Here is a 26,651-nt window from a genome sequence, read left to right on the forward strand (position 1 = left end):
ACTACGGCCACTCAGTCCCCGTCTGAGAGGGTCGGTTCCGATTCGAACGTTGAGTCGACCGGTGCCGCACCGAAGAGACCGACCATTCGAGCCGTTTCCGAGCCGATGTTTCGAACAGTGTGGTCGGTATCGGCAGGAATCACGGTGAGCGTTCCCGCATCAACAGTGGCCGTTTCCGAGCCAACGACGGCTTCGACGGTCCCAGCTAGCACGATCAGGAGTTCATCAGATCCGTCTCGGTGAGTGCCAATGTGAGCGCCGGGATCGAGCTCGTTGTACACCACGGTGTAGTCTGTCGACTCCATCGTCGTCTCACCGGGACGATCTGAACTGAACGGGAATCCAGCAAGCCAATGAGCGTTTGGGTCGTCCTGTTCGACTGCGTCGAGTTCTAGCGCGTCGAATTGGATCGTCTCCATGAGTAATCTGTGTACAGACAGCTAATACGTCTTTCGACGCTCACTCGACGACAACGTCGACGTACTCGCCTGCCTCGACATCGACGAGACCGTTGTTCGTCAGTCGATCAGTTGGGATGACTTCGAGTGCGAGATAGGTCAGTTCGAGGATACCGCCCGGCACTGACAGGCCGATATCGGCCGCTGCCTCGACAACGGCCTCAAACGAGTTGGCAGTCTCGTCGATCGGTGCATCCGATATGAGTCCAGCGACCGGCAGCGGAAGCGTCGTGAGCGCGTCGCTTACCGGATCGAACACGGCGATACCACCATCGACCTCGCGGAGATGATTTGCGACGGTTACTATCGCAGTGTGGGACACACCGGCCACGATGCAGTTGTGTGCGTCGTGTGCGACCGTCGTGCCGATTGCACCACGCTCAAGCCCAAGGTTGTGGACGAATCCACAGCCCACATTACCGGGCCCGCCATGACGTTCGATGACGGCCATCGGGAGCACGTCCGCCTCGCAATTGCTCACGAGTACGCCATCGGTTCCTGCAGGCGGGTCCGAAGTGTCGACGGGAACTGTTGCGATCCTGCGTTCGGTACGGAAGCTCCCTATTGCCGACTCAACACGAACCTCGACCGGCCCCGATCCCGTGTGTTCGATAGCCAGATCCGACGGGTCGACGGGGTCAAAGGTGACGGTATCAGTAGCTACCGCTGACCGGTTCGGTGGAGTCGAATCAGCTGTTGGGTCGACGACACCATCGATGATGACGTGCTCAACGGACCAAGATTCGAGCTCCGAGAGCAGCACCAAATCGGCGGGTGCGCCGGGTTCGATCCGTCCGAACGGAAGATCGTAGGCCTCGGCAGTGTTCAGCGTCGCCATCTGCACGGCAGTGACCGGGGCGACACCCAGTTCCATCGCTTTCTGGACGGCCTCATTGATCCCACCGTTTTCGAGTATATCGACCACGCTCCGGTCGTCGGTACACAGCGAGAGCCGACGAGTGTCCACCTCCTCGACAATGTCGACAAGGGCCTCAAGGTTCTTACTTGTCGACCCCTCGCGCAGGTAGACCCGGAAGCCAGCGTCGGCTTTGGCTCGTGCCTCATCGAGGGTCACACTCTCGTGGTCAGTGTCGAGATACCGGGCGAGGTCCTGGAGCGATGCGTCTGTCACGCCGGGGATGTGGCCGTCGACTGTCAGGCCGTGGTCGCGTGCAGCGGTAATCTTCGTGTGGATCTCCTCGTCTCCATTGAGCACGGCTGGCAGATCCATCACCTCTCCGAGGGCGACTGCTTGGTCCACCGCAAGGAGATCGTCGACCGCCGCCGCATCAACCGATCCCCCGGCGTCCTGTAGCGGCGTTGCTGGCACTGAAGACGGGACTGTCATCCGCGGTTTCAGCGGCGTGCTGTCGGCGTCAGCACCGAAGTTACGCACGCCCGCTGGTCCAAGTACGTTCGCTATTTCGTGAGGGTCGTGGATGACGCTTGTCACCCCGTGTGGCACGACTGCTTCGCCGTACTGGGGGATGGTGACCATCGATGCCTCGATGTGAGTGTGGGCGTCGATGAGCCCGGGCGTCACGTAGGCTGCTTCAAGTACGCGGGACGCCGGATGCTCCCCGAAGCCGACGATCTCGCCATCGTCGACGGCGATTGCCCGATCTTCGAAGGAGCCCGTAGTGACATCGACGACTGTGCCCTTGACCAGCAGGTCGACTGGGTCGATCACCGTAATCCGCCACCCAATCGTTTCGCTGTGTTATCGTCTGTGATACTACTGTGGGGCGTCTGCCAACAGCTACCAATCGATGGCTGTCTCATTGCTTGTCAAGTTCGGTTTTGATTTTCCCCGCCGTGATCGGTAGGTCGCTGATTCGGACGTCGACGGCGCGTCGGATCGCGTTGCTCAACGCCGGTGGGACAGCATTGGTCGGGATTTCGGCGATCGACTTCGCACCGAACGGTCCCGTCGGTTCGTGGGTTTCGACTAAAATCGGTGTCAGCGGGGGCTGGTCGGACGTTCGAGGCATTCCGTAGTGGCGGAATCCAAGTGTCTCGGGTGTGCCGTCGTCATCGAACGAGAGGTCGGCACCGGTCGCCAGTTCGTAGCTCATATGCATTGCCCCAGTCACCTGTCCCTCTGCGAGATCAGGGTTGATCGCAACCCCGCAGTCGACGGCGAACGCGAGCTCGTGAACCTCGAACTCGCCGGTTCGTTCGTCGACAGTGATATCCGCGAACTGCGCGCCGAACGGAGGCGGGGACTCGTCGGTGCTATGACTCGCCTCGCCCATTATTTGTGCACGCACTTCGTCGCCGTAGATGGATGCATAGCCGATTTCTTCGAGTGTGACCGATTCGCCAGTCCGCTTAGAGGAGACTGCTCCGTCACGGGCTACAAGCTTCTCAACCGATTCATCAAGCAGTTGAGCGGCGAACTCGAAGAGTTGCTCCCGGGCGTCCAGTGCGGCCTTTTGAACCGCCTGTCCGGTCACGTACGTCGTCGACGAGGCGTAGGCACCGTAATCGAACGGTGAGATGTCCGTATCCGATGGTTGGACGACGATATCCTCGGGTGAGGTACCGAGCACCTCGGCGGCGATCTGCGACATCGCTGTATCGGCTCCTGTCCCGATGTCGACGGCCCCCGTCTGAAGAATAAACGAGCCGTCTTCGTTCATTTTGATGTGTGCGGCCCCAAGCTCGTCGCCGGGGATGCCGCTACCCTGTGTCGCCAGCGCCATGCCACAGCCCCGATGAAGATGCTCCGCATCGGGTTGGTCGACCTCGTCCCAGCCGATAGCAGTTTTCCCCCGTTCGATACATTCTTCCAGACCACAAGAGCGGATTTTCCGGCCGTACTCCCCGTCTTTGAGAATCCCCGAGGCGATGTCGAGATCACCCTCACCGATGTAATTCCGCGCGCGGAACTCAATGGGGTCGATCTCCAGTTCGCGGGCAACCTCGTCCATATGCCCCTCGACAGCGAAATGTCCCTGTGGCGCACCGTAGCCACGCATTGCGCCCGCGATCGGCAGGTTCGTATGGACGGCATCCATCTCGAAGCGAATGTTCGGCGTGTGGGTGTACAGCGGCAGCGGTTTCTTCCCGATGGCACCGGCCGCGGTCAGGCCGTGGGGGCCGTAGGCACCGGAATTGGTCACTACCGACATATCGAGGGCGTCGAGTTCGCCGTCGTCGGTCACGACGCTCCGGACCTCGATGCGAGAGGGTCGACGCAGTCGCATCGCGTGGAACTCCTCGCGCCGCGTCGCCTCCAGTTTGACCGGCCGGTCGGCCGCCAGCGACAGCGCGAGCGTGATCGGCTCGATCACCATGGACTGTTTGCCGCCAAATCCGGCTCCGACCTGTGGTTTCGTCACCCGGACGTCCCGGATCGGGACATCGAACAGATGTGCCAACTGGCGGCGCACGTGGTACGGAACCTGCGTGCTGGTCACGAGGTGATACCGGTTGTCCTCGTCGCGGTGTGCAATCGTTGTGTGTGGTTCGGGGACACAGTGGGACTGGTAGGGTGTCTCCCATTCGGTTTCGACGACGGTCCGATCATCCCTCGTGGCTGCCGCCTCGAAAGCGTCGTCGACGTCGCCGATTTCGCCCAAAGCGTGGGCTTCGATGTTTCGTTCGTACGCCGCGCCGGGCTGTGGGTTTTCGATATCGTCCCGGTCGTGGATTTGTGGAGCAGCCTCGTCCGTTGCCGTCTCGGTATCGAAGACAGCGTCGTACTCGTCGTAGGTAACTGTTATCTGGCGCGCGGCAGCCCTCGCAGTGGCAGCGTCCTCGGCAGCGACCGCAGCGATAGGGTCACCGACATAGCGCACCCGTTTCCGGAGGACGTGGAGATCCAGTGGTGAAGGCTCGGGGTACGACTGTCCGGCCGATGTGTACGGTTTATCGGGCACCGACGGCGAGTCTGGTGTGATAACCGCGTAAACGCCATCCATCTCTGCTGCGGCGCTCGTCTCGATATCGGTGACAACGCCGTGTGCGATCTCCGAGCGGACGACGGCTGCTTCTGCGAGGTTTGGGAAGGCCGCCGCGTGATCGGCCGTATATGTCGCCTCGCCGGTGACTATCTTGCGAGCGTCGCTTTTCTCTGTCCGACTCGATACTGACTCACGCTCGTCTTTCGGTTTTCTACCCCTCGGCTGTTCGTCTCCCGCGCCGTGAGGGGCGGTGTCCGCCGACGTCGACTCATCCGGCCGGCCGTTCTCGTTCGGCGTGTTGGGTCTGCTCATTGGTCCTCACCACCGGGGTAGCAGTCACACCCGGTACACGACTGCCCATTGGGTATCCGACCGCCGTCGGCTGCCACATCCGTCTCGCCCGCCACTCGGTCCGCGGCGTCAGCGACGGCATCAAGTATCTTCTCGTAGCCGGTACATCGACAGAGGTTCCCCGAGAGTGCGTCCCTGATCTCCGCTTCGTCCGGGTCGGGATTCGTTTCGAGCAGTCCTTTCGTCCGCATGATCATACCGGGAATACAGAAGCCACACTGGAGAGCCGCGTTGTCGACGAAGGCTGCTTGAATAGGATGGAGGTCGTCTTGGGTACCCAAACTCTCGATTGTCTCGACATCCGAACCATCGATCCGGATGGCCGGTTCGATACACGACTTGATCGGCTCACCGTCGACGATGACAGTGCAGAACCCGCAGTCACCGGTGTTACAGCCCCGCTTTGCGCCGGTGTAGCCGGACTGGCGGAGAAGATCAAGCAACGAATCCGAGCGTGCAGCCTGAAGCGTTACCGCTTCGCCGTTCAGTGTGAGGTCGATTTTCATATTAAGCTCCGAGTACGAAAGTCGTCAGTCGGCCTGCTATCGAACCGCGCTGTGCATATCCCTCTCATGGATATCAGTTTAGTGAGAACAGTTTTCAATCTTTGCATCAATTACCCCACACAATGGCAGATACAACGCTACAATATTCTTTTTGTGGCTATTTTAGTCGGAATAGCTTTTTGATTCCAAAGAAATTGCTTGGTCAGTCACCGGGAGAGTGTCCGTTGGAGTGTTGTTCACAAAGCCCTGTCGACCGAGTGGATGGACGTTTGGGACCTGACGACACACGCGACACATTTGCGACACATCTTCTCCACTGGTGAGGTCCCACAGAGCGTCAGTGGGTGCTACTTTTTGCGAGCGATGTGTCACACCGTGATACGCAGCGTCGACAGACCGTCCAGTGAACTACCTCACCCTACTCGCTAACCGCTGACGCGGTTCGCTCCTTGAGGATGGGGCTTCCTGCTTCGATGACGCGCTTTGCAGATATAGGCGTATCCACAGGGAGCTCAGTCTCCACAGGCGTTGATTCGGAGTGTCCCACTCCTAGCTGTTTCAGGCCGCGAGAAAGGATGTTGATCGCCGCGTTTGCGTCTCTGTCGGCTTCAAATCCGCATGAGGGGCAGGAGTGTTCCCGCACCCATAGTGGTTTGTCTGTTTTCGCGCCACAACTGGCGCACTCTTTGGTCGTGTCCTTCGGATCAACTGCCACGAAATGCGCCCCTTCGCGTTCACACTTGTATTCAAGCATCCGCTTGAATGTTCCCCACGCCGCCGACGCTCGGTTCCGAGAGTTGCCCGGTAGTTCGACCAATCCCTTCGCGTCTAGGTCCTCAACGGCTACGAGGTCGTATTCGGTGGCGTAGTACGCCGAGAGCTTGTGCAAGAAATCTCGTCGCTTCCGTTTCAGGTCTGCGTGCCGCCGGGCGACGACCTTTCGCTGCCGCTCCCAATTGTTCGACCCGTGTTCTTTGCGTGAGAGATCGCGCTGGGCGCGTTCCAACCGCTCGCGTTCATCCGACAGATCAAGCGACTCCACAGCGGTTCCATCCGTATCGTGGGCGTATTTCAGTATGCCAACGTCGATCCCGACACACCGCTCGGGATCAGCTGGTTTTTCCGGCGTCTGTTTGCCGTCGACGACGAATGAAGCGAACCACTCACCGGTTGGTTCCTTCTTGATCGTGACCTCTTTTACCGTCATGTCGTCGGGTATCTCCCGGTGTTTCACGATAGGAATATCCGCAAGTTTCGATAGCGAAAGCACAGGCTGGCCGTTCTTACTATCAAACTCGAAACCAGACTGAACGTAGGTGAAACTGCGGAACTCCTGTGGTGCTTTCCAGTTGAGGCTGCCGACGTTGTAGCTGTTCTGTTTCAACTCAGAGAGTGCTTTGATGCTGTCTTCGATTCGCATGACAGCGGCTTGTGCAACCGTCGAATACAGGTCGTTCAGTTCATCCCACCACTCTTTGAGATCGGTGAGTTGGTCACGAACCTGTCGGACACGCTGATTGAGCGTCCCCGCCGAGTCGGGGATTTGCTCAAATTCACCGAGTGCGTGGTTGTAGAGTTGCCTACAGGTGTCACGGTGATAATCCAGTAGCTCACGCTGTTTTGCTGTGGGGTTGAGCCGGAACCTGTAGGCGTAGTGCATTGATCGTAGCTATTCGTCGGGGTCAGACGTTCGGACGATTTTCACATCTGCGCCACGCCACTGTTTTGGGACGAGGACGTGTGCGCCGTTGCCGGTTGGTTTTACCTTGCCCTGAGGGTGTCATAGAATAGTTCTCATAGCGTGATGACGGTGCTTCCTGGATTGTCTCCGCGTTCGTCGTTGGTGATCGCAATAACGAGACGAAGGCACAGCGCGAGGAACACTTGTGCTCGTGCGTGGACGCGGCCTCGGGCGCGAACGTGCCCGAGGCCGCAGTCCTTGACGGCGTCGTTGGTTCGTTCGACTCCACTCCGGCGGTTGTACGTCTCGTCTAGCGTCGATTGCTTCAGCTGAACGTCCTCGCTGTGTTCGTCGATGCGGGCTTCGACCCTGTACTCGATGTCTTTCGGATCGTCGGTGTTTCGTGCGTTGTACGGAGCGACTGGCACGACCCCTGCGGCCAGCAGGTGGTCGTGCCAGCCGAGCGTGTCGTAGGCGCTGTCTCCAAGCATCCAGATCGGTTTCTCGACGGCGAGCGCGTCACACGTGACGCGCATCGCCGTCTCCTCTGGCGCTTGCTTGCTCTCGGTGAACTCCGCGGCAATCGGGATCTTTTGCCCGGTCGAGACGATCGTACAGCCGTAGCCGTGGTAGTACTCTTCGGCGGTTGGATCGTAGCCTTTCGACGCGTCTTGGTCGGCGGGCATCGTCCTCACGTCGGTGGAATCGATGGAGTAGGTCAAGTCGAGCAGGCCGCGGCAGGCGGCCTGCTCGACGAGGCGGTCGAAGACCTCGTCGACGACGTGTTCGAGGTCGGTGAGGAAGCGATCGACCGCGTCTCTCGACGGCGGTCGATCGAAGCCACAGCTGAGCCAGACGACCGTGTTCTGGAGTTCTCGCGTGACTGGACGGATGCCGTAGACGTTCTTGTAGTAGCAGTGCAGGAACGCTCGGAAGAGTGCTGGTGGGTGATGATCTCGTGTTCGCCCCCGGCGAGCGGGGGCGAACACATCGAATTCTTCGAGAAAGTCGAACTCAAGATGCTCGAACAACGCGAGCGTCTCGGTCGCCATTACATTGAAGAACTCGTCGATAGAAGTCTCCTCTTGCAGGATGCTGGCGCTCGTAGACACAGTTCCAACATCCTGCGTCTTCGTGTGTGACGCTTTCTATGACACCCTCTTGCCCTGGATAACTTCATGGCCTTCGATTTCGTGTTTATCCATCACTGGCATTTATACATTGTTTCAACAAAAATGTGTCGGTACGTGGGCCTGTGGGATAGTGATTGAATAGTGTAGGAGAGACAATGACGGCGGTGTATCCCCTCCCTACTATGCTACTCAGCCTCCGGCCTGCGTTGCTCCTTGAGGAAGGGGGCTTACCGCCTAGAATCTGCTAATCCGAAGCAGAAGTTACTTTTATCCAATAGTAATTAACACCCTAAGTGTGTAAATTTTGTGGAACTGTGCACCGAGAGTGGCAGATCTGCTATGTTGTACACGCTTTGTACACACTGCGTAACAATATATAAGACGTAGCCACTGTTTGTAGCTACAATGACTTCGGACACCAGTTGTAAGATAGATGGTGTGATCGAGCGGTACGATCTCGAATCAGCCGACCCCATCTACGACTCGATCAATGAGGGGCTTCTTGCCCGCTGGACAGGCGCTGGCAAGCGAACGGCGATGGGGTATCGATCACTCACTGAGTGGTTCAACAAACGATTATTGCAGGTTGTGTATGACAAACACGGCCGTGAAACACTCGGTGCAAGACTCGATAGCGACTATGAGATCCTCACAAGCGACGACGACCTCGTCGGTGAGGAAGTAACCGAAAGCTTGCGTGTCGACGGGATCGACAGTGATCGGCTTGAACGAGATCTGGTCTCGTGGGGGACAATGCGAACACATCTAAAAGAGTGTCTAGACGGCCACAAGGAACCGCAGACGGCAAGTACGAACTGGGAACAAGAAAGTATCCGGAAAGCAACCGAGATCGCAGAGGAGAAAACGGAGTCGGCGCTTTCGGCACTCGCAAACAAAGGAACGCTCGCTGGTGGTGAGACCGCTGATGTCGACGTTCAAATCCAACTCAGTTGTCAGTCGTGTCCAACGCGAGTCCCTTTCGATGTCGCGCTGGAACGCGGGTACATCTGTGAAGACCACAACACACAGCAAGTCTCTCGGAACTAACCATGGTTTGGACAATCGATATCGAGCGGATCGCCGGAATCCTCCACGGGAGTGCAACCATCCAACCAGGTTTGAATGCTGTACAGGCCGCAAACTGGCAGGGCAAATCGAGCTTCGTCGAGGCGGTCAAAACGGCCCTCGGGACCTCGACCGAGCTGACAGAAGGAGCGGACTCGGGTCACGTCGACCTGCAGACACCAGCCGGGGATACCACGGTGCGGCTCGTTCGCAACGGGTCGACTGTTAGCCGTGAGGGAACGCCGTATCTCGACGACGAATACGACGTTATCCGGGCTGAGCTGTTCGCCTGTCTGGACGAACACAACGAGATCAGGAGAGCCGTTCGACGGGGCGACAACCTCGAAGAAGTCCTCTTGGAGCCGTTGGACTTCCAGAACATCGACGAGCAGATCGCCGAGCTGAAACGCGAATGCGAGCGTGTCGAGTCCGAGCTTTCGCAGGCCACCGAGGCAAGCAAACGACTGCCGAGCGTCCAGGAGAAAGTCACGAGACTCAACAGAGAAATCGAGGAGCTACGTGAGCAGCGCGAGGCTATCGAGCCGGGCGAAGAGGGTGAGGACTCGACACAGCAACAGCTGAACCAAGCCCGGTCCGACAAGCGGCAAGCAGAAACCCGGGTCGACCAGCTCGAACAGAGCATCGAACGCACACGAAACCGGCTCTCGGAACACCGTACGGAACTCGACGAACTCGATGTCCCGGATCACGAGAACGTCGACGAACAGCTCGAACGTGTCCGAGCGGAACTGGATGATGTCAAGCGGGACGCGGAGATCCTCCAATCGCTGTATTCTGCCACCGAGATGGTTCTCGACGAAAGCAGGCTTGACCTGATTACGGATGTCCAGCGCGACATCGCTGGCGACACGGTCACCTGTTGGACCTGTGGGAACGATACCACGCGAGAAGGCATCGAGTCACAACTTGACGCACTCGGAAACCAACTGACAGAACACAGAGCAGCGGCCGAACAGCACCGCGACAGGGCCGAAGAACTCGAAGCCCGCCGTGAACAGCAAAAGCAGATACAGCACCGCGAGGAAGAACTCAAAGCCGACATACTCGAACTCGAAGAGCAACTCGCCGACAGACAACAGAGTCTGGCGGACACACAGGAGCGACTGGACGCCGCGAGCACACGCGCCGACGAACTGGCCGAGACGGTCGACGAGACGATGTCGGAGCGCTCCGACATCGAGAGCGAAATCAAGTATCGCGAGGCCGAACTTGACGATGCGACGGCCGAACTCGACGAACTCGACGCGAGAGCCGACAAAATCGACAGACTCGAGACGGAACTGGAGTCGATGCGAACCGAAATCGAGGATCTCAGAAGCCGGAAAGATCGAGTCAAACGCGAGGCGCGGACCGCCTTCGATCAGGCAATTGACGATATCGTCTCTCGGTTCGAAACGGGGTTCGAGTCTGCCCGGCTCACCGCCGATTTCGACATTGTCGTCGCCCGCGATGGGCGCGAAGCCAGTCTTACGGCGCTCAGCGAGGGCGAACTGGAACTCATCGGGTTCGTAGCGGCGCTGGCTGGCTGGCAGGCGTTCGACGTGGGAGAGTCCGTCCCGCTGATAGTCGTCGACAGCGTTGGTGGCCTTGACGATGAGAATCTGCATACGCTCGTCGAGTATCTCCGGGATCGGACAGAGTACCTCGTCTTCACTGCCTATCCGGAGTACACTGATTTCGACGGTCATCGAATCGATCCCACTGTTTGGACCGTCGCAAACGAAGGAACGATCAAAACCAACTAGCACTTCCTGCCATGGGGGGGTCGGATGGGCCAGTATAAACAACGTTCAGTTCACCGGTGGCACTCGGCCGCCATAGTATGAGTTCGTTTGTCCGGTTCTATTCGATAAAACGCGACATCTGTAACAAGTAATCGAATTACTGTGGACGTATGGGGCAATATTTATGTGATAGTAGGAAGGAGAAGTATTCAACCGGAGATCGCAAGTATGGTTGCCAGTAACAGTTTCAAAGAGCTTTCAGAGGTACTCGCGCGTTTAGAATCATCAGGGACCACAGTCCAGCATGCCGAAATGGACCAGGACCTGTTGAACACAGACGGCGAAGTCACAGCCGAATTAGCCGTCACTGTGCCAATTTTGACGGACGAAGAGATGGGAGAGGTCGTCTCAATAAATGCCAAGGACGCCACCATCGAAGACGGAGACGTCGCAGTCGACCTGACAGTCACGGTGTCGGCCGATGGATCGAAACACACGGAAAATGCTGGCACACCGCGTGAAACCCTCGCTACCACAAGTAGTCAATCCAACGTGGAGACAGTCCCCGCATATAAAAACCCGGATGCACTGCAGGCGGTCTACGAGCAGTACAGTTCCTTCCCGAAAATGACGGAGGCACTCGGGGTCGACGTTACCTCGGAGACCGTCCGTCGACACATGATCGAGTATGATATCCATGATCCGGATGATACCAGACCGAAGTCGTACATCGATGCTAGGGCACCCAAAGAAACGGATGACGACACGGACACTGGTAGCTCTTCTACACCTGCCACAGCCAGTACCGAAACCGAGCCACCAGCAGATACGGACCCTGAAACCAGTGTATTGACGACGGATGAACAGACTAACACGTCCTCAGGAGTCGATGATGACGTCGCAACCCAAGAGGCAACGAGTGCAGTTACTGACGGCGGAAACATAACAGTAGACAGTCTTAACAAGCAGTCACCATTCGCTACCGCGCAGGTACGAGACGTGGTAACCGAATCATCTACACAGCAGTGTGGCGACCCGACTATGAGGAGCGATATCGATCTTCCCGAGACGCTCACTGTCGCCGAACTCGCAGACGCGATCAACCAGTCACAGACAGTCCACGGGGTAACCCAACACATCGGCATGAACCGGAGTGCTGCTAAACAGTTCCTCCAAGAGTTCGGTCTCATCGACTTCGTCTCTCATCGCCTCGCTGCTGATCAAATTACCGTCTCACCGAACGAGGTTGTCAGACGAATTAACGCCGCTGGCCAGTGAAAAGAGCATATTGCCGCCCAAATACTCGATATAACCCACCCAGACAGTCGAGTGTGGGAAAGAGGTATCAGTAATACGGACGATAATCAGTACAATGGCAACAATTCGGATTCGTGAATGGACAAAAAAGCAAATCGAACGGATTAGGGAAACCGAATCACATTCCTCCAACGATTCCGTTATTAAGTCGTTGCTGAAAGATCGCGAACTCGCCAAGTTCGCAGGCGAGCGCGTCGAAACAACCGACAGAGCGTCCGTAACAGAGACCGCCCCACCGCTTGACAAGCCTTTCGACGATCTAACTGTTATCGATGAACTGTCAGCCCCCGATAATGGAGTCGTGTTTCTCTGGTGTCCGAACTGTGCGACTGAAATAGCCCATCTGACTGTTGAGGGTCAGATGAGCGTTTCCGCGTTCGAAATGGAGTGCCGACATTGTCTCACCAATCTCGACCATCATGCAATCGTTGCTATCGAAATCGGCTACCCGATCGAGCAGAAGCTCACTGAAGACGATCTCGAAGCGGATCTCAGAGCGTGTGTCATCGACTACTGGGATCGAATCCTCAGACAACAGACAGAGAGTGCCACAGACGAGGCAGCAGGTATCGAACGACTTGTCTGGCAACTCGGCGAGTACGCACGGGAGTTCGCTTGGGAGTGGCCGGAAGACGTTCCCGTGGTCGGATTTGAGGGTGGGAACACCTACCGGAACTCGACCACCGACGAATGGATCGAAGTCATCGAACAAGTCACCGAAAACAGGAACTCCCTCGATTCGTTCGAGGTCAAGCGGTACACCGCTGATAGCGACCCCTCCGATGTCGACACAGAAATCATGGACAGCAGTACCATCGTCGACCTCATTGCGACGCGAAGCCTGCTACTGGAGAGCTAGCCGACATCGGCAATCGAGCACCAACACAACAACTGAGAGATGTGGGTTACAGCGTCAACAGATGATCGAAATCGTCGCAGCGTCGACGTACCGTCGGGAGAGTCAATATCGACATATTAGGAGGACAGTCGCAGTGTCGACATATCATCGGGAGAGTCGACGTCGACAAGCACGCCACGGTCGCCGGTTTCGACGAGCACGGCTCTGTCGTCGTCGAGTAAGATCTCACGACCACCGGTGTCACCAGTTGCATCCGCTAACGCCTCGAAATGGCGACGACCGAACAACACCGGGTTCCCGCGAGCCCCGTTGCAGGCGGCTGCCAAGGCCTCACTAACGCCAGTACGATATGCAGCGACGAGTAGGTCGAAGCTCTCGGCCTCAACGGTCGGCATATCCCCGAGTGCGAAAACAACAGCATCAGCTCCGTGATTCCGAGCTGCCGTGATGCCCCGACGCACCGAGGTGGACTGTCCGGACGCGTACCGGTCGTTGTGCACAATGGTAACCTCGAAATCACTGACGGCCCTTCGTACACGTCCGGCGTCGTCGCCGACGACCACCACGACCTTATCTACGGTCGACCGTAACAGCGTGTCGACCACGTGAGACACGAGCGGCGCGTCCGCCCACTCGGCGAGCAGTTTGTTTGTCGCTCCGAATCGGGAGCTAGTGCCAGCTGCAAGGACGACACCGACAACTGTCGACTGGCCGCCAGCCACGCCGCCGTCGAGCTCCTCGAACGGCGGTTCGACGACTGGGAACTCCTTGACCGCCATTGCAGAGTTCTCTGGTAACACAAAATAATAAGCAATCGGGTCGCAGACGTGGCAAATATACCACATAGCCACGTTGAACCGTGACACACACCGTTGCTAATGTGGCTGGCGACGTTTTAAAATCGGTTGATCTCGACCGTGTTAATATGTTATTAATAGACGAGCGGCTTCGGGGTAGGCTCACTGCAAACGGAGGTCGTGTGTGATGGACGCCGACGCGTTTGAGTACCGAGAGGCCGAAACCATTGCAGACGCCATAGCTCTGTTGGAGGAGCATCCTGATGCAGAGGTGCTGGCCGGGGGCCATACGCTACTGCCGAACATGGAAATTGGCTTGATCGGCCCGGATACAGTCGTCGACATTGGCGGCATCGATGCTATGCAGGGTATCGATCGCGATGGCGATGTAATGAACATCGGTGCGTTGACGACCTACAGCAAGATCATCGACACGGACGAACTCTGGGACGGCGCAACCGTGCTGACGGAGGCAATCCGCGAAATCGGCGACACCCAGATTCGGAACCGGGCGACTGTTGGGGGAAACCTCGTCCGTCCGGAACCGACATCGGACCTCTCGGCCGCAATCATCGCTAGCGACGCAACGCTCATCGCAACGAGTCGCCGCGGCGAGCGCCGGATCGACGCCGACGAGTTCTTTCTCCCGAAGCGTACGACAGCCCTCGAAGAGGACGAACTGCTCACTCGAATCGAAATTCCACTCGTGGGCGGGGCCGCCAGCGGTGCCTACAGCAAAACCCAAAGCCCGTCTGCGAGGTACACATTGCTGGGTGTTGCGGCCCGTATGTCGGTCGACGACGGGTTGGTGTCGACGGCCCGCGTGGCTGCCAACGGGGTGATGAATCACGGCATTCGCCTCGGCGGGGTCGAAGACGCTCTCACAGGGAATCCACTTGATACCGAAACAATAGCGGCCGCAACGACACAGGCAACAGCTGGCATCGACGAGTCACAGATGATAGACGACAGCCAAGCGTCGGCGACGTTCCGTATGCAACTTCTTGAGGTGTATACACAACAGGCACTCGAACGGACGGCCGAGCGTACCGGGCTCACCATTCCGGCATGATACCGCACGTATTCACCCACCGAAGGATTGCTATGGCACAGTCGACACGGAGACCAACGGATGATCACTGTTAGACAGTCGACACCGAGGACTGACGAATGACAACTGGAGACTGGAGCGCCCCCGAAACGGAAGTGTTGGATGCCATCGTCTCGGGTATCACTAATCAGCAAGCCGTCCTCGCAACGGTCGTTGCCGTTGAGGGGAGTGCCTACCGGCGTCCGGGTGCGAAGATGGTCATTGCCGACGACACCGGCATTGGTGCGGTCACCGCTGGCTGTCTGGAAGACGAGGTGCTCGCACTCACTGAGCAAGTGCTGGCCGACGGAGCACATATCGAGCGGTTCGATCTTACCGGTACCAACGATGTCTGGGGCCTCGGTGTTGGTTGCAATGGTGTGGTCGACATCCTGCTCGAACCACTAACTGTAGAGTACCGACCGGTCGCCCACGCACACGAAGTTGCCGAAGACATAGCCGTTCTCACTGTGCTCGACGGGGAGCGGTCGGATGTCGAACAGGGCGACCATGCCTTCGCTCATCCGACCGGAGCAGCCGATTACCGAGGGCTCTCGTTCGAAACACCGACAACTGACTGGCCCGACGAGCTGATCTCAACACTGACCAAGCCGACCGCTGAAATGCTGGCAGCCGATGCCTCTGACAGTATTACCGTTAACTGGGAAGGCAAGACAGCCGAGATTTTCGTCGACAGCATACACGCGCCGCCCGAACTGGTCGTCTTCGGGAGCGGACACGACGTTGTCCCGGTCGTGGAACTGGCAAAACAGGTCGGCTTCAGTGTCACTGTCGTCACGTTCCGGGGAGCGGCCGACAACAAGCGGTTCTCCGCAGCTGATCGTGTCATCACGACATCTCCCGCGGAGCTTCACGAGAGCCTTGCGTTCGATACCAACACCTACGCCGTCGTGATGTCACACAACTTCGTCGACGATCGGCTCACCCTAGAGGAGTTGCTTGCGACGCCTGTCGAGTACGTCGGGATGGTGGGCTCACGAGAACGGTTCAGAGAGATGCAGGACGCGTTCGCTGCGGAGGGGCATCGGTTCAGCGCCTCCGAACGGGATCGCATCTATACCCCGGCTGGCCTTGATCTCGGCGGCGGAACTCCGTTCCACATCGCTCAGAGCATCGTTACAGAGATAACAGCTATCCACCATGGCCGTGATCCACAACACCTCACAGACCAGACTGGACCGATCCACGCACGGTCGACGGTCACACAGTCGGTCGACGATGACTGAGACCGCGTGATCAGTCGCCGATCTCATATCGAAACGGTCTGAACGAGTGGGCAAGCAAGCGTTCTCTCCTCACCAAGTGGTCTCGGTATATATTTATTCGAGACAGTTCCTCACTATCCTATGCAGATTGCACGATTGCGCACACCGGATGGCGTACTCACAGGTCGCTATGAGGACGGCGTTGTCACGACCTCCGATGGAGAAGCAGTCGTTGGCGATGATGGCCACCTCACGCACCCGTGTTCGCCCTCAGCGGTATACTGCATCGGACGGAACTACGCCGAGACGCTCTCTCAGATGGAGTATGATCGCCCCGACGAACCGGATTTCTTCATCAAACCACCGACTGCGCTTACGGGCCCCGACCAGCCGATTCACTACCCCGACTGGACCGAGGAGTTGACATACGCTGGCGAACTCGCGGCGGTTATCGACCAACAGTGTCACAGAATCGACCCGGAGGACGTTCCATCGGTTGTGCGTGGGTATACAATTTTGAACGATGTCGACGCCCTCGATCAACCAGGACGGACGGCACGGAAAGCCTTCGATACGTCGGGCCCACTGGGACCGTGGATCGAGACCGATATCGATCCGTACAATATCGAGATGGAAACCACCATCAACGGAGAGCAACGTCAGTCAGCGACTACTGACCAGATGTTGTTCGACCCGTATGAGATCATCTCGTTCCTTTCAGGGCGGGTCACCTTCCAGCCGGGCGACGTAGTCGCTTTCGGTAGCCCTGCGAACCCAGGAACGATCGCGCCCGGCGACACCATCGAAATCACGTACGATGGGATCGGAACGCTTTGCAACACGGTTTCGTCGTCCCGCTGAAACCGTGTGGTCTTGTTAGGTATGAGTCGTGATCGCCTTCGAGACGATGTCCGCACAGCGGTCCCAGTAGTTCGGTGTGTGACCCGCATTGTGTGGGGTGATCTGGCAGTTCTGCAACTCCCACAATGGACTCTCAGACGGTAGTGGCTCGGGGTCAGTCACATCAAGCGCAGCCCCACGTAGCTTGTTGGTTTGCAGCGCGTCGACGAGTGCGTCCGTGTCGATGACTTCGCCACGGGCGATGTTGGTCACTGTCGCGTCGGTTGGTAACAACAGGAGTGCCTCCTCGTCAATCAATCCCTCAGTTATCTCGGTAAGTGGGCACGCTAAGACGAGATGATCCGTTTGGACGAGCGCATCGTCGAGATCTGCCTCATCGAAGCCGATTATTTCATCGGCCGGTCCGCCCTTTGAAGGCGTATATCGGACCCCAATGGTAGACACACCGAACGCATTGAGTCGGTCGACGATCGTTCGGCCGATCGGCCCGAGACCAATGACCGTTGCTGTCGACCCTTTGAGTTCACCTGCTTGGTAGTGGTTCCACTCTGCCTGCTGTTTCTGTCGCCATGCTTTGTCCAGTTGGCGTACGAACGTGAGAATGTAGCCTAAAACCTGTTCAGCGATGTTCGGGCCGTGAACACCGGAGGCGTTTTGAACCGCAACATCGTGCGCTTTGAGCGCATCAAGCGGGAGGTGGCCAGTCCCGGCAAAGGTACAGACGAACAGCGACAACGTCTCGGATTTCTCAACGAGTGCTTGATCGATCGTATATCCGGTTGCAATCGTTGCTTCTTGTAGGAGTTTCATCTTTTGTGCAGATGTTTTTGCAAGCTGCACCTCATACTCGGGAAGTTGTGCCTGCAATGTGTCGGCGTAGTCTGCAGCTGATAACCCGTGAATTTTGTGGTCTAAGACGACAATATCGGTCATCGTGTTAGCTCTATTGTGAAGAGATCGGTTGCTGTTAGCAGTACATCGGCTGGGGAAGTTGTCGACCGAAAACGGATTTGATTTGTAATCATTAGTTTCGTAGTTATTGAGTTTATTTTATTGTTTTTTACTATAGAGACATTTTATTAGTCACATCAAGATGTGACAAATATTTAGTTATTGTTATATAACTTTATTGCCTCTATGCTACAGGCTAAAACTAGTTTGTTCAGGTATTTTGTGGTGACCCTGAGTTATTTGTGAATTATCTGTTTTCTATTTCTGCATATTCACAACAGTAGTATAAAATTATCCTGTGCCAATGTGTCGATGTTAATTATTTTTTACAATGTGGCTCCGAAAGTATAAGTTTAAGTCTGTAATAAAACCATATAATGATAGCTTGTCCCGAGTGTGGGTCAAAACTTCAAATGGCCGCAAGTGGTATGTTCTTTACACACGTCACGCATTTATACTGTTCTCAGGAAGAATGCGATTATAGAGAAGTATTATGTTAATAAACGTATATATTAGATGCTGTTAAGATAGATGTAGGCACTGCCTAGTTGACGACTTCTTGGATTTCCTAGTGCCTTCGATTTGTGAGGATTCCAGCGCTTCTTTTCGGATGAACGGCTCGATTAGGATCTCTCTTGAACCAACACGTGGGCCGATACCGTGGAGTCGACCCACGTCCTACCGGATCAAATCCGAAGTGGTTACACGCCAAACCAGAGACTTACGGAGCCCAGCAGGTCGAACGCACGGACTCACGGAGAACCAACACCACTTATTGAACGAAGTCAACGACGCGGTCGACGGCGTCAAGTAAGACACCCCGGTTCCGGTGTAACACGTCACTACCGCACCTCGGTTCAACTGTATCTACATCCCTCGGATGGGGCTGCTCCGACAACGTAACCAAATAGAAAGCGAGAGTGCTGACGACGCTAACAAACTCTTCAACAATATAGACGTGTTGAATCCCAACGAGCAAACCCACCAACCGACCGACGGGATGCCCGCGAAGCGATCCGGCTGTTCTTTCGAGCCGCTCGGTTTGTCGACGACCGTGGTGAGTCGACCATTACTGAGGACCACATTCGAGAAGCACGAGAGTTTTTAGAACAGAAGACCGTCGAAAGCGGGATTCGAACGCCCCCACAACAGAAGCTCTTGGCGTTGATGAGTGCGACATGGCATGTCTCGAAAGGCGAGTCGTCGATAGCGACAACGCCGATCTACACCCAGTACAACAAGATGTGCGAGGTCGAAGACATAATACCGCTGTCGAACCGCCGGTTTCGAGATCGGCTCAACGACCTTTCGGATTCGAATATCCTTACGAAAACACAGGGTCGTGGGCAAGGAAAGCAAAACCGCTATGAGCTGGCCGTCGACGTCAAGACGGTCGTCGAGGATCTCCTACAGAAAAACGAACGCCACGGCGAGGTCACACAAGTACTTCGAACACAACTAGCGAAACACCAGTAGCCTGCATTAGTTCTTGTAGCAGTTGTATTCGAGAGGTTTACACTTTGAACACGGGATGTAGGGTGGACGGAGATAGCTCGTGAACAGTGGTGGTCGACGGTCGGTCGAACTGATCAATCCAGCAGTTCAGCCACGCCGCTGGGTGTCCGTACATGTACGGTGCCGTCGATCAAGAGCGTATCATCGGCCTCTTCACCGACACCGTGGTCAGTCGGCAGTTCGATTTTGTCTTCGACAGTCGCTTCGATAGCGTCGTAGGTGTCCTTGAGCAGCTCGTCGTGTTCGGGCGGTTCGTCGAGTACCTCTACGATGATCCTACTGCCGCCGAGTACTGGATTTATCATATTTACTGATTGTCCCACAGAGTGATAAAAAGTTAAACAGGATTTAACGGGCGGTGTTCAAATAAGAATTAAAAAACGAGGCATCACGTTTTCTGAGTGCCTATGCTCAAAAACACACGCCTAAACGGTAGTATCGATCAAATCGAGTTAGGTTTTGTGGAACGAGAAGCGACACCGGAGTTTCTGATGAAGCTCAGTATTCAGCTGCATCTTTCTGTCCTCTCACTTTCGAACACTGTTTGAGTTCTTGAGATATTCGGTGTCTAACGCGCTCGATCCACCGTTGATAACTGGATTCATAAGGCTGATTTACAGCCCGAATCCGGAAAATCCGGATCACGTTGCAGTTGATGAGGCGGTGATCCGGCTCAATAATGAATAGTATTGGCCGCACGCGACAGTCGATCCAGGGATAAATGAATTGCTGTATACAAGCCTTAAACCAACCACTAATACGGTTATCGCTCAAACATCTCTCGCTGAGATTAAGGAGAAACACGATGTTTCTGAGGCGATATTTCTCGTTGATGGCCCACACTCGTTACAAGCAGCGTGTCACCGAGGGGCTACGATTTTAGATATGAAAAACATGGAAATCAGAATGCCGTCGAACGTGTCTTCAGAGAAATAAAACGCCGAACTATCTGTTTCTCGAATTGTTTCAGTAACGCCTCAACAGATACTGCCGACAACTGGATCAGCTCGCTCAGCTTTGCATGGAATCAGCTTATCTGAACACTACCGTTCTAACAGCGGTCCCGACCCACCTGAGGTGTAGCCGAAGCGGGTCGCTGTAGACGAAACCGCTGTCAAAATCAATAGCGAACAGTCTTGATTAGATACTGCAATAAACCCCGCCATCGAGTTGACTCTGGGCATCGATCAGGTCGGAACATACCGAACCGATCTGCGACCGTGTGTCTGCGTCGACTCCCCGAAAACCACGACCGCTCCGAGGCCGTATTTCTCGCCGATAGTCTCAACTACCAGATTGCTGTCGCTCGATTCAGTCAGTGGTCGACGTAGATATCCGGACCGAAATCCGATCGAAACACGGATTCAACCACTCGAAGCTCGGATCGACTGCTGCCATCGTTCGTCGGTAGGCAGTCGGTCGACCGTTCGCCACAGTTATTCTCAGTTCACACTATTATGCCCGCCAGCGACGACCGCAATCGTCACATAATCGAGCACCGACCGGAGTAGTCCTCAACCAGACAGTATTACCACAAATCATGTATCACGTGGGAAGATATCCTTCGGTACTTTACAGTGCATTCCTTTGACCCCGTTGACGACCTGCGTGGACTGGAAATCCCCGGCGACGCTCAGGAGGGAGTACGACTCGGTTTCGGATAGCCCTTTGTTGTTTTGCAGGAAGTCGACCGTTTCGATTGCGGCGTTCCGTGTCGCTTCGTCTAGGTCTTCATCGAACCCATGTATCATCCAGTGGTCGTTTGTTTCCAACACTGGTGTCGTGATATCGAGGTCATCCCTGACGAAGAATTGGACGACAGCATCGACATGTGCTTCGATTGCGGTCCCAGATATTTCACCGTCACCCTCGGCAATGTGGGAGTCGCCAGCGGTGAACAATCCTCCCTCAACTTGGACGGGATAATACATCGAGGTCCCGACAGTGAAATGTCGGTTGTCGACGTTGCCGCCGAATACGCCCGGCGGAACGGAGTCGATACAGCCATCCTCGGCCGGTGCAACGCCAGCCGTTCCGAAGTGGTACCGCACGGGGATCCGAACGTCCTCCAAGACAGGGTGCCGGTCGACCGACTCGGGGTCGACGACGCGACCGGGGGTATCGTAGAGATCCGGATACTCGTATTGGAAACACGCTCGTGCCGTGTGGGTTTCCTGATCAACCTCATAGACCGTCACGTACTCCGTTTCATCGAACTCGTCGTACAACAGCCCCCAGTTCGCACTCACGTTACTGCCGTACGGCAGTCGTGGTTCGAGATTGAGGATCCGACACTCGAGTACGTCACCGGGTTCTGCACCCTCGATGTGAATCGGGCCGGTCACGACGTGAACGCCGGGGCCTCGGTCTTCCTGATCGATCTCGTCGTAAATCTCCCGTACTCCCTCATCCATCATCAGGTCGGGGGCGTCTCCGGCGTGGTGGGAGACGGTTTCGATCCGCACGATATCACCCGATTCAACGCGTGCAACCGGTTCTTGGGAGTTATCAAAGAACCCCCAGTTGACTGTCTCCGGGGTGGCTTTGATCTCGTGTTTTTCAGCGTCGACGGCGCGACGTGGGCTTCGTGTTGGGGTATTCGAACTCATCAGAAGCTGTTGTTGCCGATGTAGCTACGGAAGTCGTCCGCGTCTTCGAGACTGTACTGGGTCGTGTCCGACTGCTCGGTGAGGTCACATCCGATCGCCTCTTCGAGGAAGGACGGTTCGACGATATCGCTCTCGATGAACGAGATAGAGTGATCCTCTTCGACCCTCGCCAGCCGCATGTTGTGGCTCATGTGGTGTGTCGAGCCTTTCAGGCTGAGATCGCCGGACGGTGCCTCGACATCCATCCCCTCTTCGAGAACCGAAATGACCTCCTGTTGGTCGACCGTTCCGGCTTCTTCGACGGCCTGTTTGTATAGCTGGAGAGTCACGTATGGACTCATAGCCATCTGGGCGATATACTCGTTGTCGGGCCAGCGATCGTAGAACCGGTCGACGAAGTCCTGGTTCCGGTCGGTCGGTATCTCTTCCATGTAGTAAACTGCCGAGTGCATTCCCTCCATCGTCGGTGGATCGAACCGAACGTGCTCGTAGCTCTGTGAGAGGTTCACCGAGCTTGCCATCGGAACGTCGAGACCGAGGTTTTCGGCTTGGGTAAAGAAGGCAGATTGGTTCGAACCAACCAGCACAGTCGCCAAGAAATCCGGATCCGCATCTTGGATTCTGTTGATACTCGATCCGTACTGGGAAACGGAAAGCGGAGGGAACTCCTCGCCAACTACTTCCCCACCGTTTTCCTCGACGTACGCCCTGATCCAGTCCGCAGAGAGCTGTCCGAAGTTGTAATCGGCCGCGATGATGTACGCCTCAGGACCGAATTCGTCGATCATGTACGGAATCAGTGTTCCGTACTGTTGTTCAGGAATAGATCCGATCGCAAACGTGGTGTTGTCACAGAGCCCACCCTCGTACTCATTCGAATAGAAATAGAGTTGCTCCTCTTCATTTACCGTCGGCCGGATCGCTTCACGCGTATTACTGGCGAACGCTCCAGTGAGCATATCAACGTCGTCCTGAAGTATGAGTTGTTCTGCTAACTCTCTGTACCGCTGGACGTTGGACTGCGGGTCGGGAGCCACGTATTCGACCTCTCGGCCGAGGATTCCGCCTGCCTCATTAATCTCCTCGATTGCGAGAACGCTCGACCTGTACTTGGGAAGGCCGTTGATGGAAAAGTTACCGGATTGATCTTCTAGTATCCCAATTTTGATTGTATCGGAATCATCGCTTCCTCCCCCTGAACAGCCAGCAATTGATACTGTGATGCCTGCTGCGCCCGCTGTTTTTACAAACGTACGTCTATTAACCGAATTGGACTTCATATCCATCCTTTTTTAGACAATACACCTATAAACATATGAGTTATATCGCAAGTATTGCAAAGATATACATAAAATTTTTTGTATGTTGGAGGAAGCGCACATAAAGTTTTGATATGTAGGGATAAAAATCGTATTATGTGTTTTATTAATCCTAACTGTATCTCTGGTGTCACATCGGTTCCACTTGTTACTCGCATGGGTCGGTTTCTAAACGTGAACGATCCCGGTCACAGTTTGCCAGACACCAAGTTAACAATCGGATATAACGGAGACTCCCGGCAGTCGACCTCAGTAGCCGATTGCCGCGCCGTCACCCCGTGGATCAGCGCCGCCTTCAAGTGTGCCGTCCTCGTGGAGCCGGATCGCCGCAGCATGGCCCATCGTGTCGTCGAAGCGGCGAGCCATCGCTACCGGCTGGCCCCGTCGCTGGAGTTCAGTGACCACGCCGTCCGGGATCCGTCCTTCCAGCGAGAGCGACCGGGATTCATCGCCCCACGTCCGGCCAAAGAGCCAGCGTGGGGCTTCGATGGCCTGCTGGACGTCGTAACCGAAGTCGACGATACGGGAGACGAGCGCGGCCTGCGTCTGGGGCTGGCCCTCCCCACCCATCGTTCCGTAGACGAGCCACGGTTTGCCGTCCCGCGTTAGCATCGAGGGAATCAACGTGTGGAACGTTCGCTTGCCGGGTTCGAGGCTGTTGATATGATCCGCATCGAGCGAGAAGAACGAGCCGCGGTTTTGGGGGATGATCCCGGTGTCGCCAGCGATCATGCCACTGCCGAAGTCGAAATAAATCGACTGGATCATCGAGACCGCCAGCCCGTCGCTGTCGACCACCGAGAGATAGCAGGTGTCACCGCCGGGGTCCTGTGTCTGTGGCGTCACTCCATCGGGTGTCAGCCCCGGTTCGACGGCAGCCGGAAGCGAGCTGTCGGGTTCGATTAGCGTCCGGCGCTCGTCGAGATACGACGCCGAGAGCAACTGTTCGACTGGCATGTCAACCGTCTCGGGATCGGTTACCCACGCATCGCGGTCCGCAAACGCGATCTTGACGGCTTCGGCCATATGATGGTAGTAGTCGGCGGTGCCGTCGCCCCACGAGTCGACATCGAAGCCATCGAGCAGGCCGAGGATCTGGAGTGCAGCGATTCCCTGTGTGTTCGGCGGGAACGAGTGGATAGTGACATTCCGGTAGTCGACACTGAGTGGCTCGACCCACTCGGCATGGTACTGGCTCAAATCCGTCGCCATCAACGGCGACTCCTCGCCGATTCCCTCGCAGAACGCCTCGGCAAGCGGTCCCTCGTAGAATCCCTCACGGGGTCCCTGTTGGGCGATCAGTTCGAGCGAGTCAGCGAGCGCTGGCTGGCGGAGCAGGGTCCCAGTCTCGGGAGCCGATTCGTCCGTGAGAAACGTCTCGGCTGTGGTCGACTGCTCGCTGAGGACATCGACGTCAAGACTGATCCAGCGAGTGAAATCGGCGGTCATCGCGAATCCATCGCGGGCATGCGTAATAGCGTCCTCGAACAGCCGCTCCCACGGGAGATTGCCGTGTTTCTCGTGGGCAAGTCGCCAGCCGTCGACGGCCCCGGGTACGGTCAGTGCCGAGGCGCTACCACGCTCGGGAATCTCGTCGTACCCCAGCTCCTCGTAGTAGCTGCGGGTTGCTTGTTGGCCAGCGGGGCCACTGGCGTTGATCCCCTCGACGTCATCGTCACCGTCAGCGATCAGCCAGAAGCCGTCGCCGCCCAATCCAGCCATGTGTGGGTAGACCACACAGAGCGTCGCGTTGGTCGCGATGGCCGCGTCGACTGCCGAGCCACCGTTCCGAAGGATGTCGGTGCCCGTACTGCTCGCAAGGTAGTGGGGACTCGTCACGAGTCCGTGCTGTGCTCTCGTCGGGGGGCGCCCGGTTCGCGTTTGATCATACATGAATTGTCTCTGGTACTGTTAGGTCATGGTCTCTTCGGCTATACAATCGTCCGCCCGGTACGGAGTGGCCTTGGTCGCAACACCATCCATCATGCGTCGACTGCCTGTTTCGGACTCCCGCGTCGACTCAGAACGAGGGCAAACACACACCCAAGAGCGGGGAACGCTGCCAGCGCGAGGAAGGTGCCGTCGACGGAGGTCACCGACAGCAGGTAGCCCGCGATGGCTGCTCCCGTCGCACCCACCCCGAACGACGTGAGGTACGTGTAGCCGTAGGAGAGCCCTCGTCCGTCCGGTGGGCTGTGATCGGCAATAGTCGCCTGATACAACGGTTGCAGGGCGAACAACAGGAATCCCAACAACGCGCTCACGATGAGCAGCGTCGTGACGCCGCCTCTCGCTGCTGGCACGAAGGCGATGGTAACAGCCACGAGGCTTCCGAAGACGACTGCCAGCCCGGTCGTCGACGGGATCCGATCCGACAGTTTGCCGCCGACGTACTGGCCAGCGATCCCGATAGTCAACAGGGCGACGTAGAGATACGACGAGAGCGTGAACTCCTCGGCCATCGGACTCCCGGGTTCGAACAGCTGAACGAAGTCGGTGACTGGCGGAAGGAACTGGTCGAACACTTCGGGGAGGAACGTCAACATCCCCCGGTAGAACAGCCCGTTCATCATCACGATGACCATCGCCAGGGCGAACCCTGCGGTAAACAGCGCGCGGCTACTCCCGATGAACTCCGACAGCGACATCGATTTCGACTCCTCGGTCCCACCGTCGACGCTGACGGCTGCGGTCTCGTCGAACTCGGTAGTCATGGCGTAGCCGATAGCGATCACTGCAGGGATCACCAACAGTCTGGTAACGATCCGCCAGTCGAAGGTGATCAACAGCAGTGCCGTAATCAGTGGGCCGAAGGCGATGCCGATGTTCCCTGCCATGCCGTGGTAGGCAAATGCGGAGCCCCGGTTTTCGACACTGGTTGAGATGAGTGCGAGCCCGGAGGGGTGATACACACTTGCGGCGATCCCCCACGCAGCCAGCGCAATGGCGATGGTCACGATCCCGTCGGCGAAGCTCAGCAGAGCGAAAGAAAGTCCCATTCCACCGAGACAGGTCAAGATGAGCGTTCGCGATCCGAACCGATCAGCGAGGATGCCACCGGGAAGCGCGCCGATGCCGAACAGCGCGTAGCCTATCGACACCACGCCGCCCAGTATCGCCGTCGACACTGGAAACTCCATGAGCCAAATAACGACCAAAATTGGTATCGAGAGCTCGTAGGTATGGACGATTGCATGGGATATTCCGGTGAATAAGACTACCGAGCGGGAGTTATCGTTCATCTTGTTGGATACAGTTGG

22 protein-coding genes and 2 pseudogenes are annotated in these 26,651 nt (G+C 56.6%); 9 read left to right on the top strand and 15 right to left on the bottom strand.

What is annotated here, in order from left to right; all coding sequences use genetic code 11:
- Positions 1–11 precede the first annotated feature (11 nt).
- The 7 genes and pseudogenes from HALTADL_RS12840 to HALTADL_RS12865 all read right to left on the bottom strand — a co-directional run bounded on the left by HALTADL_RS12840 (position 12) and on the right by HALTADL_RS12865 (position 7,956).
- The gene (locus tag HALTADL_RS12840; RefSeq protein WP_089671133.1) at positions 12–419 is read right to left on the bottom strand and encodes a cupin domain-containing protein; all 408 of its coding nucleotides are present in this window, start codon (positions 417–419) and stop codon (positions 12–14) included.
- Positions 420–459: 40 nt separating this feature from the next.
- Entirely contained in the window at positions 460–2,148 is a 1,689-nt protein-coding gene (locus HALTADL_RS12845; protein ID WP_089671134.1) for an adenine deaminase, read from the bottom strand.
- Between the two features lie 88 nt (positions 2,149–2,236).
- Positions 2,237–4,678: a xanthine dehydrogenase family protein molybdopterin-binding subunit gene (locus HALTADL_RS12850; protein ID WP_089671135.1), complete on the bottom strand. Its 2,442-nt coding sequence runs from the start codon at positions 4,676–4,678 to the stop codon at positions 2,237–2,239.
- Positions 4,675–5,223 (bottom strand): (2Fe-2S)-binding protein, encoded by a 549-nt coding sequence (locus HALTADL_RS12855; RefSeq protein ID WP_089671136.1) that lies wholly within the window; start codon positions 5,221–5,223, stop codon positions 4,675–4,677. Before HALTADL_RS12855 ends, HALTADL_RS12850 begins: the two co-directional genes overlap by 4 nt.
- A 418-nt stretch (positions 5,224–5,641) precedes the next feature.
- On the bottom strand, positions 5,642–6,883 hold the full coding sequence (locus tag HALTADL_RS12860) for an RNA-guided endonuclease InsQ/TnpB family protein (RefSeq protein ID WP_089671137.1): 1,242 nt from the start codon (positions 6,881–6,883) through the stop codon (positions 5,642–5,644).
- A 9-nt stretch (positions 6,884–6,892) separates the two neighbouring features.
- A pseudogene (locus tag HALTADL_RS17050) lies at positions 6,893–6,994 on the bottom strand (DUF2080 family transposase-associated protein); the annotation flags it as partial.
- Positions 6,995–7,017: 23 nt separating this feature from the next.
- The gene (locus HALTADL_RS12865) at positions 7,018–7,956 is read right to left on the bottom strand and encodes a transposase (RefSeq protein ID WP_015911568.1); all 939 of its coding nucleotides are present in this window, start codon (positions 7,954–7,956) and stop codon (positions 7,018–7,020) included.
- 486 nt (positions 7,957–8,442) lie between these two features.
- On the opposite strand from HALTADL_RS12865, the gene rdfA reads away from it, so the two are divergent.
- The 4 genes from rdfA to HALTADL_RS12885 all read left to right on the top strand — a co-directional run bounded on the left by rdfA (position 8,443) and on the right by HALTADL_RS12885 (position 13,023).
- The gene (rdfA, locus tag HALTADL_RS12870) at positions 8,443–9,084 is read left to right on the top strand and encodes a rod-determining factor RdfA (protein ID WP_089673047.1); all 642 of its coding nucleotides are present in this window, start codon (positions 8,443–8,445) and stop codon (positions 9,082–9,084) included.
- Between the two features lie 2 nt (positions 9,085–9,086).
- Positions 9,087–10,868: an archaea-specific SMC-related protein gene (locus HALTADL_RS12875; RefSeq protein WP_089673046.1), complete on the top strand. Its 1,782-nt coding sequence runs from the start codon at positions 9,087–9,089 to the stop codon at positions 10,866–10,868.
- 207 nt (positions 10,869–11,075) lie between these two features.
- Positions 11,076–12,125, top strand: a complete 1,050-nt coding sequence (locus HALTADL_RS12880) for a hypothetical protein (RefSeq protein WP_143054158.1) — start codon at positions 11,076–11,078, stop codon at positions 12,123–12,125.
- A 94-nt stretch (positions 12,126–12,219) separates the two neighbouring features.
- Positions 12,220–13,023, top strand: a complete 804-nt coding sequence (locus HALTADL_RS12885; protein ID WP_089673044.1) for a hypothetical protein — start codon at positions 12,220–12,222, stop codon at positions 13,021–13,023.
- A 116-nt stretch (positions 13,024–13,139) separates the two neighbouring features.
- Here HALTADL_RS12885 and HALTADL_RS12890 read toward each other — a convergent pair whose 3' ends face one another.
- Entirely contained in the window at positions 13,140–13,802 is a 663-nt protein-coding gene (locus HALTADL_RS12890; RefSeq protein WP_089673043.1) for a nucleotidyltransferase family protein, read from the bottom strand.
- Positions 13,803–14,007: 205 nt separating this feature from the next.
- On the opposite strand from HALTADL_RS12890, the gene HALTADL_RS12895 reads away from it, so the two are divergent.
- The 3 genes from HALTADL_RS12895 to HALTADL_RS12905 all read left to right on the top strand — a co-directional run bounded on the left by HALTADL_RS12895 (position 14,008) and on the right by HALTADL_RS12905 (position 16,997).
- Positions 14,008–14,892, top strand: coding sequence for an FAD binding domain-containing protein (locus HALTADL_RS12895; RefSeq protein ID WP_089673042.1), 885 nt, complete (start codon positions 14,008–14,010; stop codon positions 14,890–14,892).
- Between the two features lie 98 nt (positions 14,893–14,990).
- Positions 14,991–16,157 carry an XdhC family protein gene (locus tag HALTADL_RS12900; protein WP_089673041.1) on the top strand — a complete coding sequence of 389 codons (1,167 nt, stop codon included), beginning with the start codon at positions 14,991–14,993 and terminating at the stop codon, positions 16,155–16,157.
- A gap of 120 nt (positions 16,158–16,277) precedes the next feature.
- The gene (locus HALTADL_RS12905) at positions 16,278–16,997 is read left to right on the top strand and encodes a fumarylacetoacetate hydrolase family protein (protein ID WP_089673040.1); all 720 of its coding nucleotides are present in this window, start codon (positions 16,278–16,280) and stop codon (positions 16,995–16,997) included.
- A 15-nt stretch (positions 16,998–17,012) separates the two neighbouring features.
- On the opposite strand, the gene HALTADL_RS12910 is transcribed toward HALTADL_RS12905, so the two are convergent.
- On the bottom strand, positions 17,013–17,930 hold the full coding sequence (locus HALTADL_RS12910) for a D-2-hydroxyacid dehydrogenase (protein ID WP_089673039.1): 918 nt from the start codon (positions 17,928–17,930) through the stop codon (positions 17,013–17,015).
- Positions 17,931–18,470: 540 nt separating this feature from the next.
- Positions 18,471–18,623, bottom strand: a complete 153-nt coding sequence (locus HALTADL_RS18060; RefSeq protein ID WP_245708443.1) for a Fic/DOC family N-terminal domain-containing protein — start codon at positions 18,621–18,623, stop codon at positions 18,471–18,473.
- A gap of 456 nt (positions 18,624–19,079) precedes the next feature.
- Here HALTADL_RS18060 and HALTADL_RS12925 point away from each other — a divergent pair, with 456 nt between their 5' ends.
- Positions 19,080–19,424, top strand: a complete 345-nt coding sequence (locus HALTADL_RS12925; RefSeq protein ID WP_394338410.1) for a Cdc6/Cdc18 family protein — start codon at positions 19,080–19,082, stop codon at positions 19,422–19,424.
- A gap of 113 nt (positions 19,425–19,537) precedes the next feature.
- Here the strand turns inward: HALTADL_RS12925 and HALTADL_RS12930 are convergent, their stop codons facing one another.
- Positions 19,538–19,768, bottom strand: a complete 231-nt coding sequence (locus HALTADL_RS12930; protein WP_089673036.1) for a hypothetical protein — start codon at positions 19,766–19,768, stop codon at positions 19,538–19,540.
- A gap of 102 nt (positions 19,769–19,870) precedes the next feature.
- Here HALTADL_RS12930 and HALTADL_RS12935 point away from each other — a divergent pair.
- A pseudogene (locus tag HALTADL_RS12935) lies at positions 19,871–20,503 on the top strand (IS6 family transposase).
- Positions 20,504–21,001: 498 nt separating this feature from the next.
- Here the strand turns inward: HALTADL_RS12935 and HALTADL_RS12940 are convergent.
- The 4 genes from HALTADL_RS12940 to HALTADL_RS12955 all read right to left on the bottom strand — a co-directional run bounded on the left by HALTADL_RS12940 (position 21,002) and on the right by HALTADL_RS12955 (position 26,633).
- Positions 21,002–22,072: an acetamidase/formamidase family protein gene (locus HALTADL_RS12940; protein WP_089673035.1), complete on the bottom strand. Its 1,071-nt coding sequence runs from the start codon at positions 22,070–22,072 to the stop codon at positions 21,002–21,004.
- Complete coding sequence (locus tag HALTADL_RS12945; RefSeq protein ID WP_089673050.1) at positions 22,072–23,352, bottom strand: urea ABC transporter substrate-binding protein; 1,281 nt, start codon at positions 23,350–23,352, stop codon at positions 22,072–22,074. The genes HALTADL_RS12940 and HALTADL_RS12945 overlap by 1 nt, the downstream gene beginning before the upstream one ends.
- Before the next feature lie 288 nt (positions 23,353–23,640).
- Positions 23,641–25,230: a gamma-glutamyltransferase gene (ggt, locus tag HALTADL_RS12950; RefSeq protein ID WP_218143679.1), complete on the bottom strand. Its 1,590-nt coding sequence runs from the start codon at positions 25,228–25,230 to the stop codon at positions 23,641–23,643.
- Positions 25,231–25,373: 143 nt separating this feature from the next.
- The gene (locus HALTADL_RS12955) at positions 25,374–26,633 is read right to left on the bottom strand and encodes an MFS transporter (protein WP_089673033.1); all 1,260 of its coding nucleotides are present in this window, start codon (positions 26,631–26,633) and stop codon (positions 25,374–25,376) included.
- Positions 26,634–26,651: the final 18 nt, after the last annotated feature.

It is taken from the genome of Halohasta litchfieldiae, assembly GCF_002788215.1.
Taxonomy (GTDB): domain Archaea; phylum Halobacteriota; class Halobacteria; order Halobacteriales; family Haloferacaceae; genus Halohasta; species Halohasta litchfieldiae.

Coding starts and splice junctions, on each gene's coding strand:
- HALTADL_RS12905 (WP_089673040.1), top strand. CDS start 16,278: ATGCAGATTGCACGATTGCGCACACCGGATGGCGTACTCACAGGTCGC.
- HALTADL_RS12855 (WP_089671136.1), bottom strand. CDS start 5,223: ATGAAAATCGACCTCACACTGAACGGCGAAGCGGTAACGCTTCAGGCT.
- HALTADL_RS12940 (WP_089673035.1), bottom strand. CDS start 22,072: ATGAGTTCGAATACCCCAACACGAAGCCCACGTCGCGCCGTCGACGCT.
- HALTADL_RS12945 (WP_089673050.1), bottom strand. CDS start 23,352: ATGAAGTCCAATTCGGTTAATAGACGTACGTTTGTAAAAACAGCGGGC.
- HALTADL_RS12910 (WP_089673039.1), bottom strand. CDS start 17,930: ATGACCGATATTGTCGTCTTAGACCACAAAATTCACGGGTTATCAGCT.
- HALTADL_RS12865 (WP_015911568.1), bottom strand. CDS start 7,956: ATGGCGACCGAGACGCTCGCGTTGTTCGAGCATCTTGAGTTCGACTTT.
- HALTADL_RS12895 (WP_089673042.1), top strand. CDS start 14,008: ATGGACGCCGACGCGTTTGAGTACCGAGAGGCCGAAACCATTGCAGAC.
- HALTADL_RS12930 (WP_089673036.1), bottom strand. CDS start 19,768: ATGATAAATCCAGTACTCGGCGGCAGTAGGATCATCGTAGAGGTACTC.
- HALTADL_RS12890 (WP_089673043.1), bottom strand. CDS start 13,802: ATGGCGGTCAAGGAGTTCCCAGTCGTCGAACCGCCGTTCGAGGAGCTC.
- HALTADL_RS12840 (WP_089671133.1), bottom strand. CDS start 419: ATGGAGACGATCCAATTCGACGCGCTAGAACTCGACGCAGTCGAACAG.
- HALTADL_RS12885 (WP_089673044.1), top strand. CDS start 12,220: ATGGCAACAATTCGGATTCGTGAATGGACAAAAAAGCAAATCGAACGG.
- HALTADL_RS12900 (WP_089673041.1), top strand. CDS start 14,991: ATGACAACTGGAGACTGGAGCGCCCCCGAAACGGAAGTGTTGGATGCC.
- HALTADL_RS12850 (WP_089671135.1), bottom strand. CDS start 4,678: ATGAGCAGACCCAACACGCCGAACGAGAACGGCCGGCCGGATGAGTCG.
- HALTADL_RS12880 (WP_143054158.1), top strand. CDS start 11,076: ATGGTTGCCAGTAACAGTTTCAAAGAGCTTTCAGAGGTACTCGCGCGT.
- rdfA (WP_089673047.1), top strand. CDS start 8,443: ATGACTTCGGACACCAGTTGTAAGATAGATGGTGTGATCGAGCGGTAC.
- HALTADL_RS12955 (WP_089673033.1), bottom strand. CDS start 26,633: ATGAACGATAACTCCCGCTCGGTAGTCTTATTCACCGGAATATCCCAT.
- HALTADL_RS12860 (WP_089671137.1), bottom strand. CDS start 6,883: ATGCACTACGCCTACAGGTTCCGGCTCAACCCCACAGCAAAACAGCGT.
- HALTADL_RS12875 (WP_089673046.1), top strand. CDS start 9,087: ATGGTTTGGACAATCGATATCGAGCGGATCGCCGGAATCCTCCACGGG.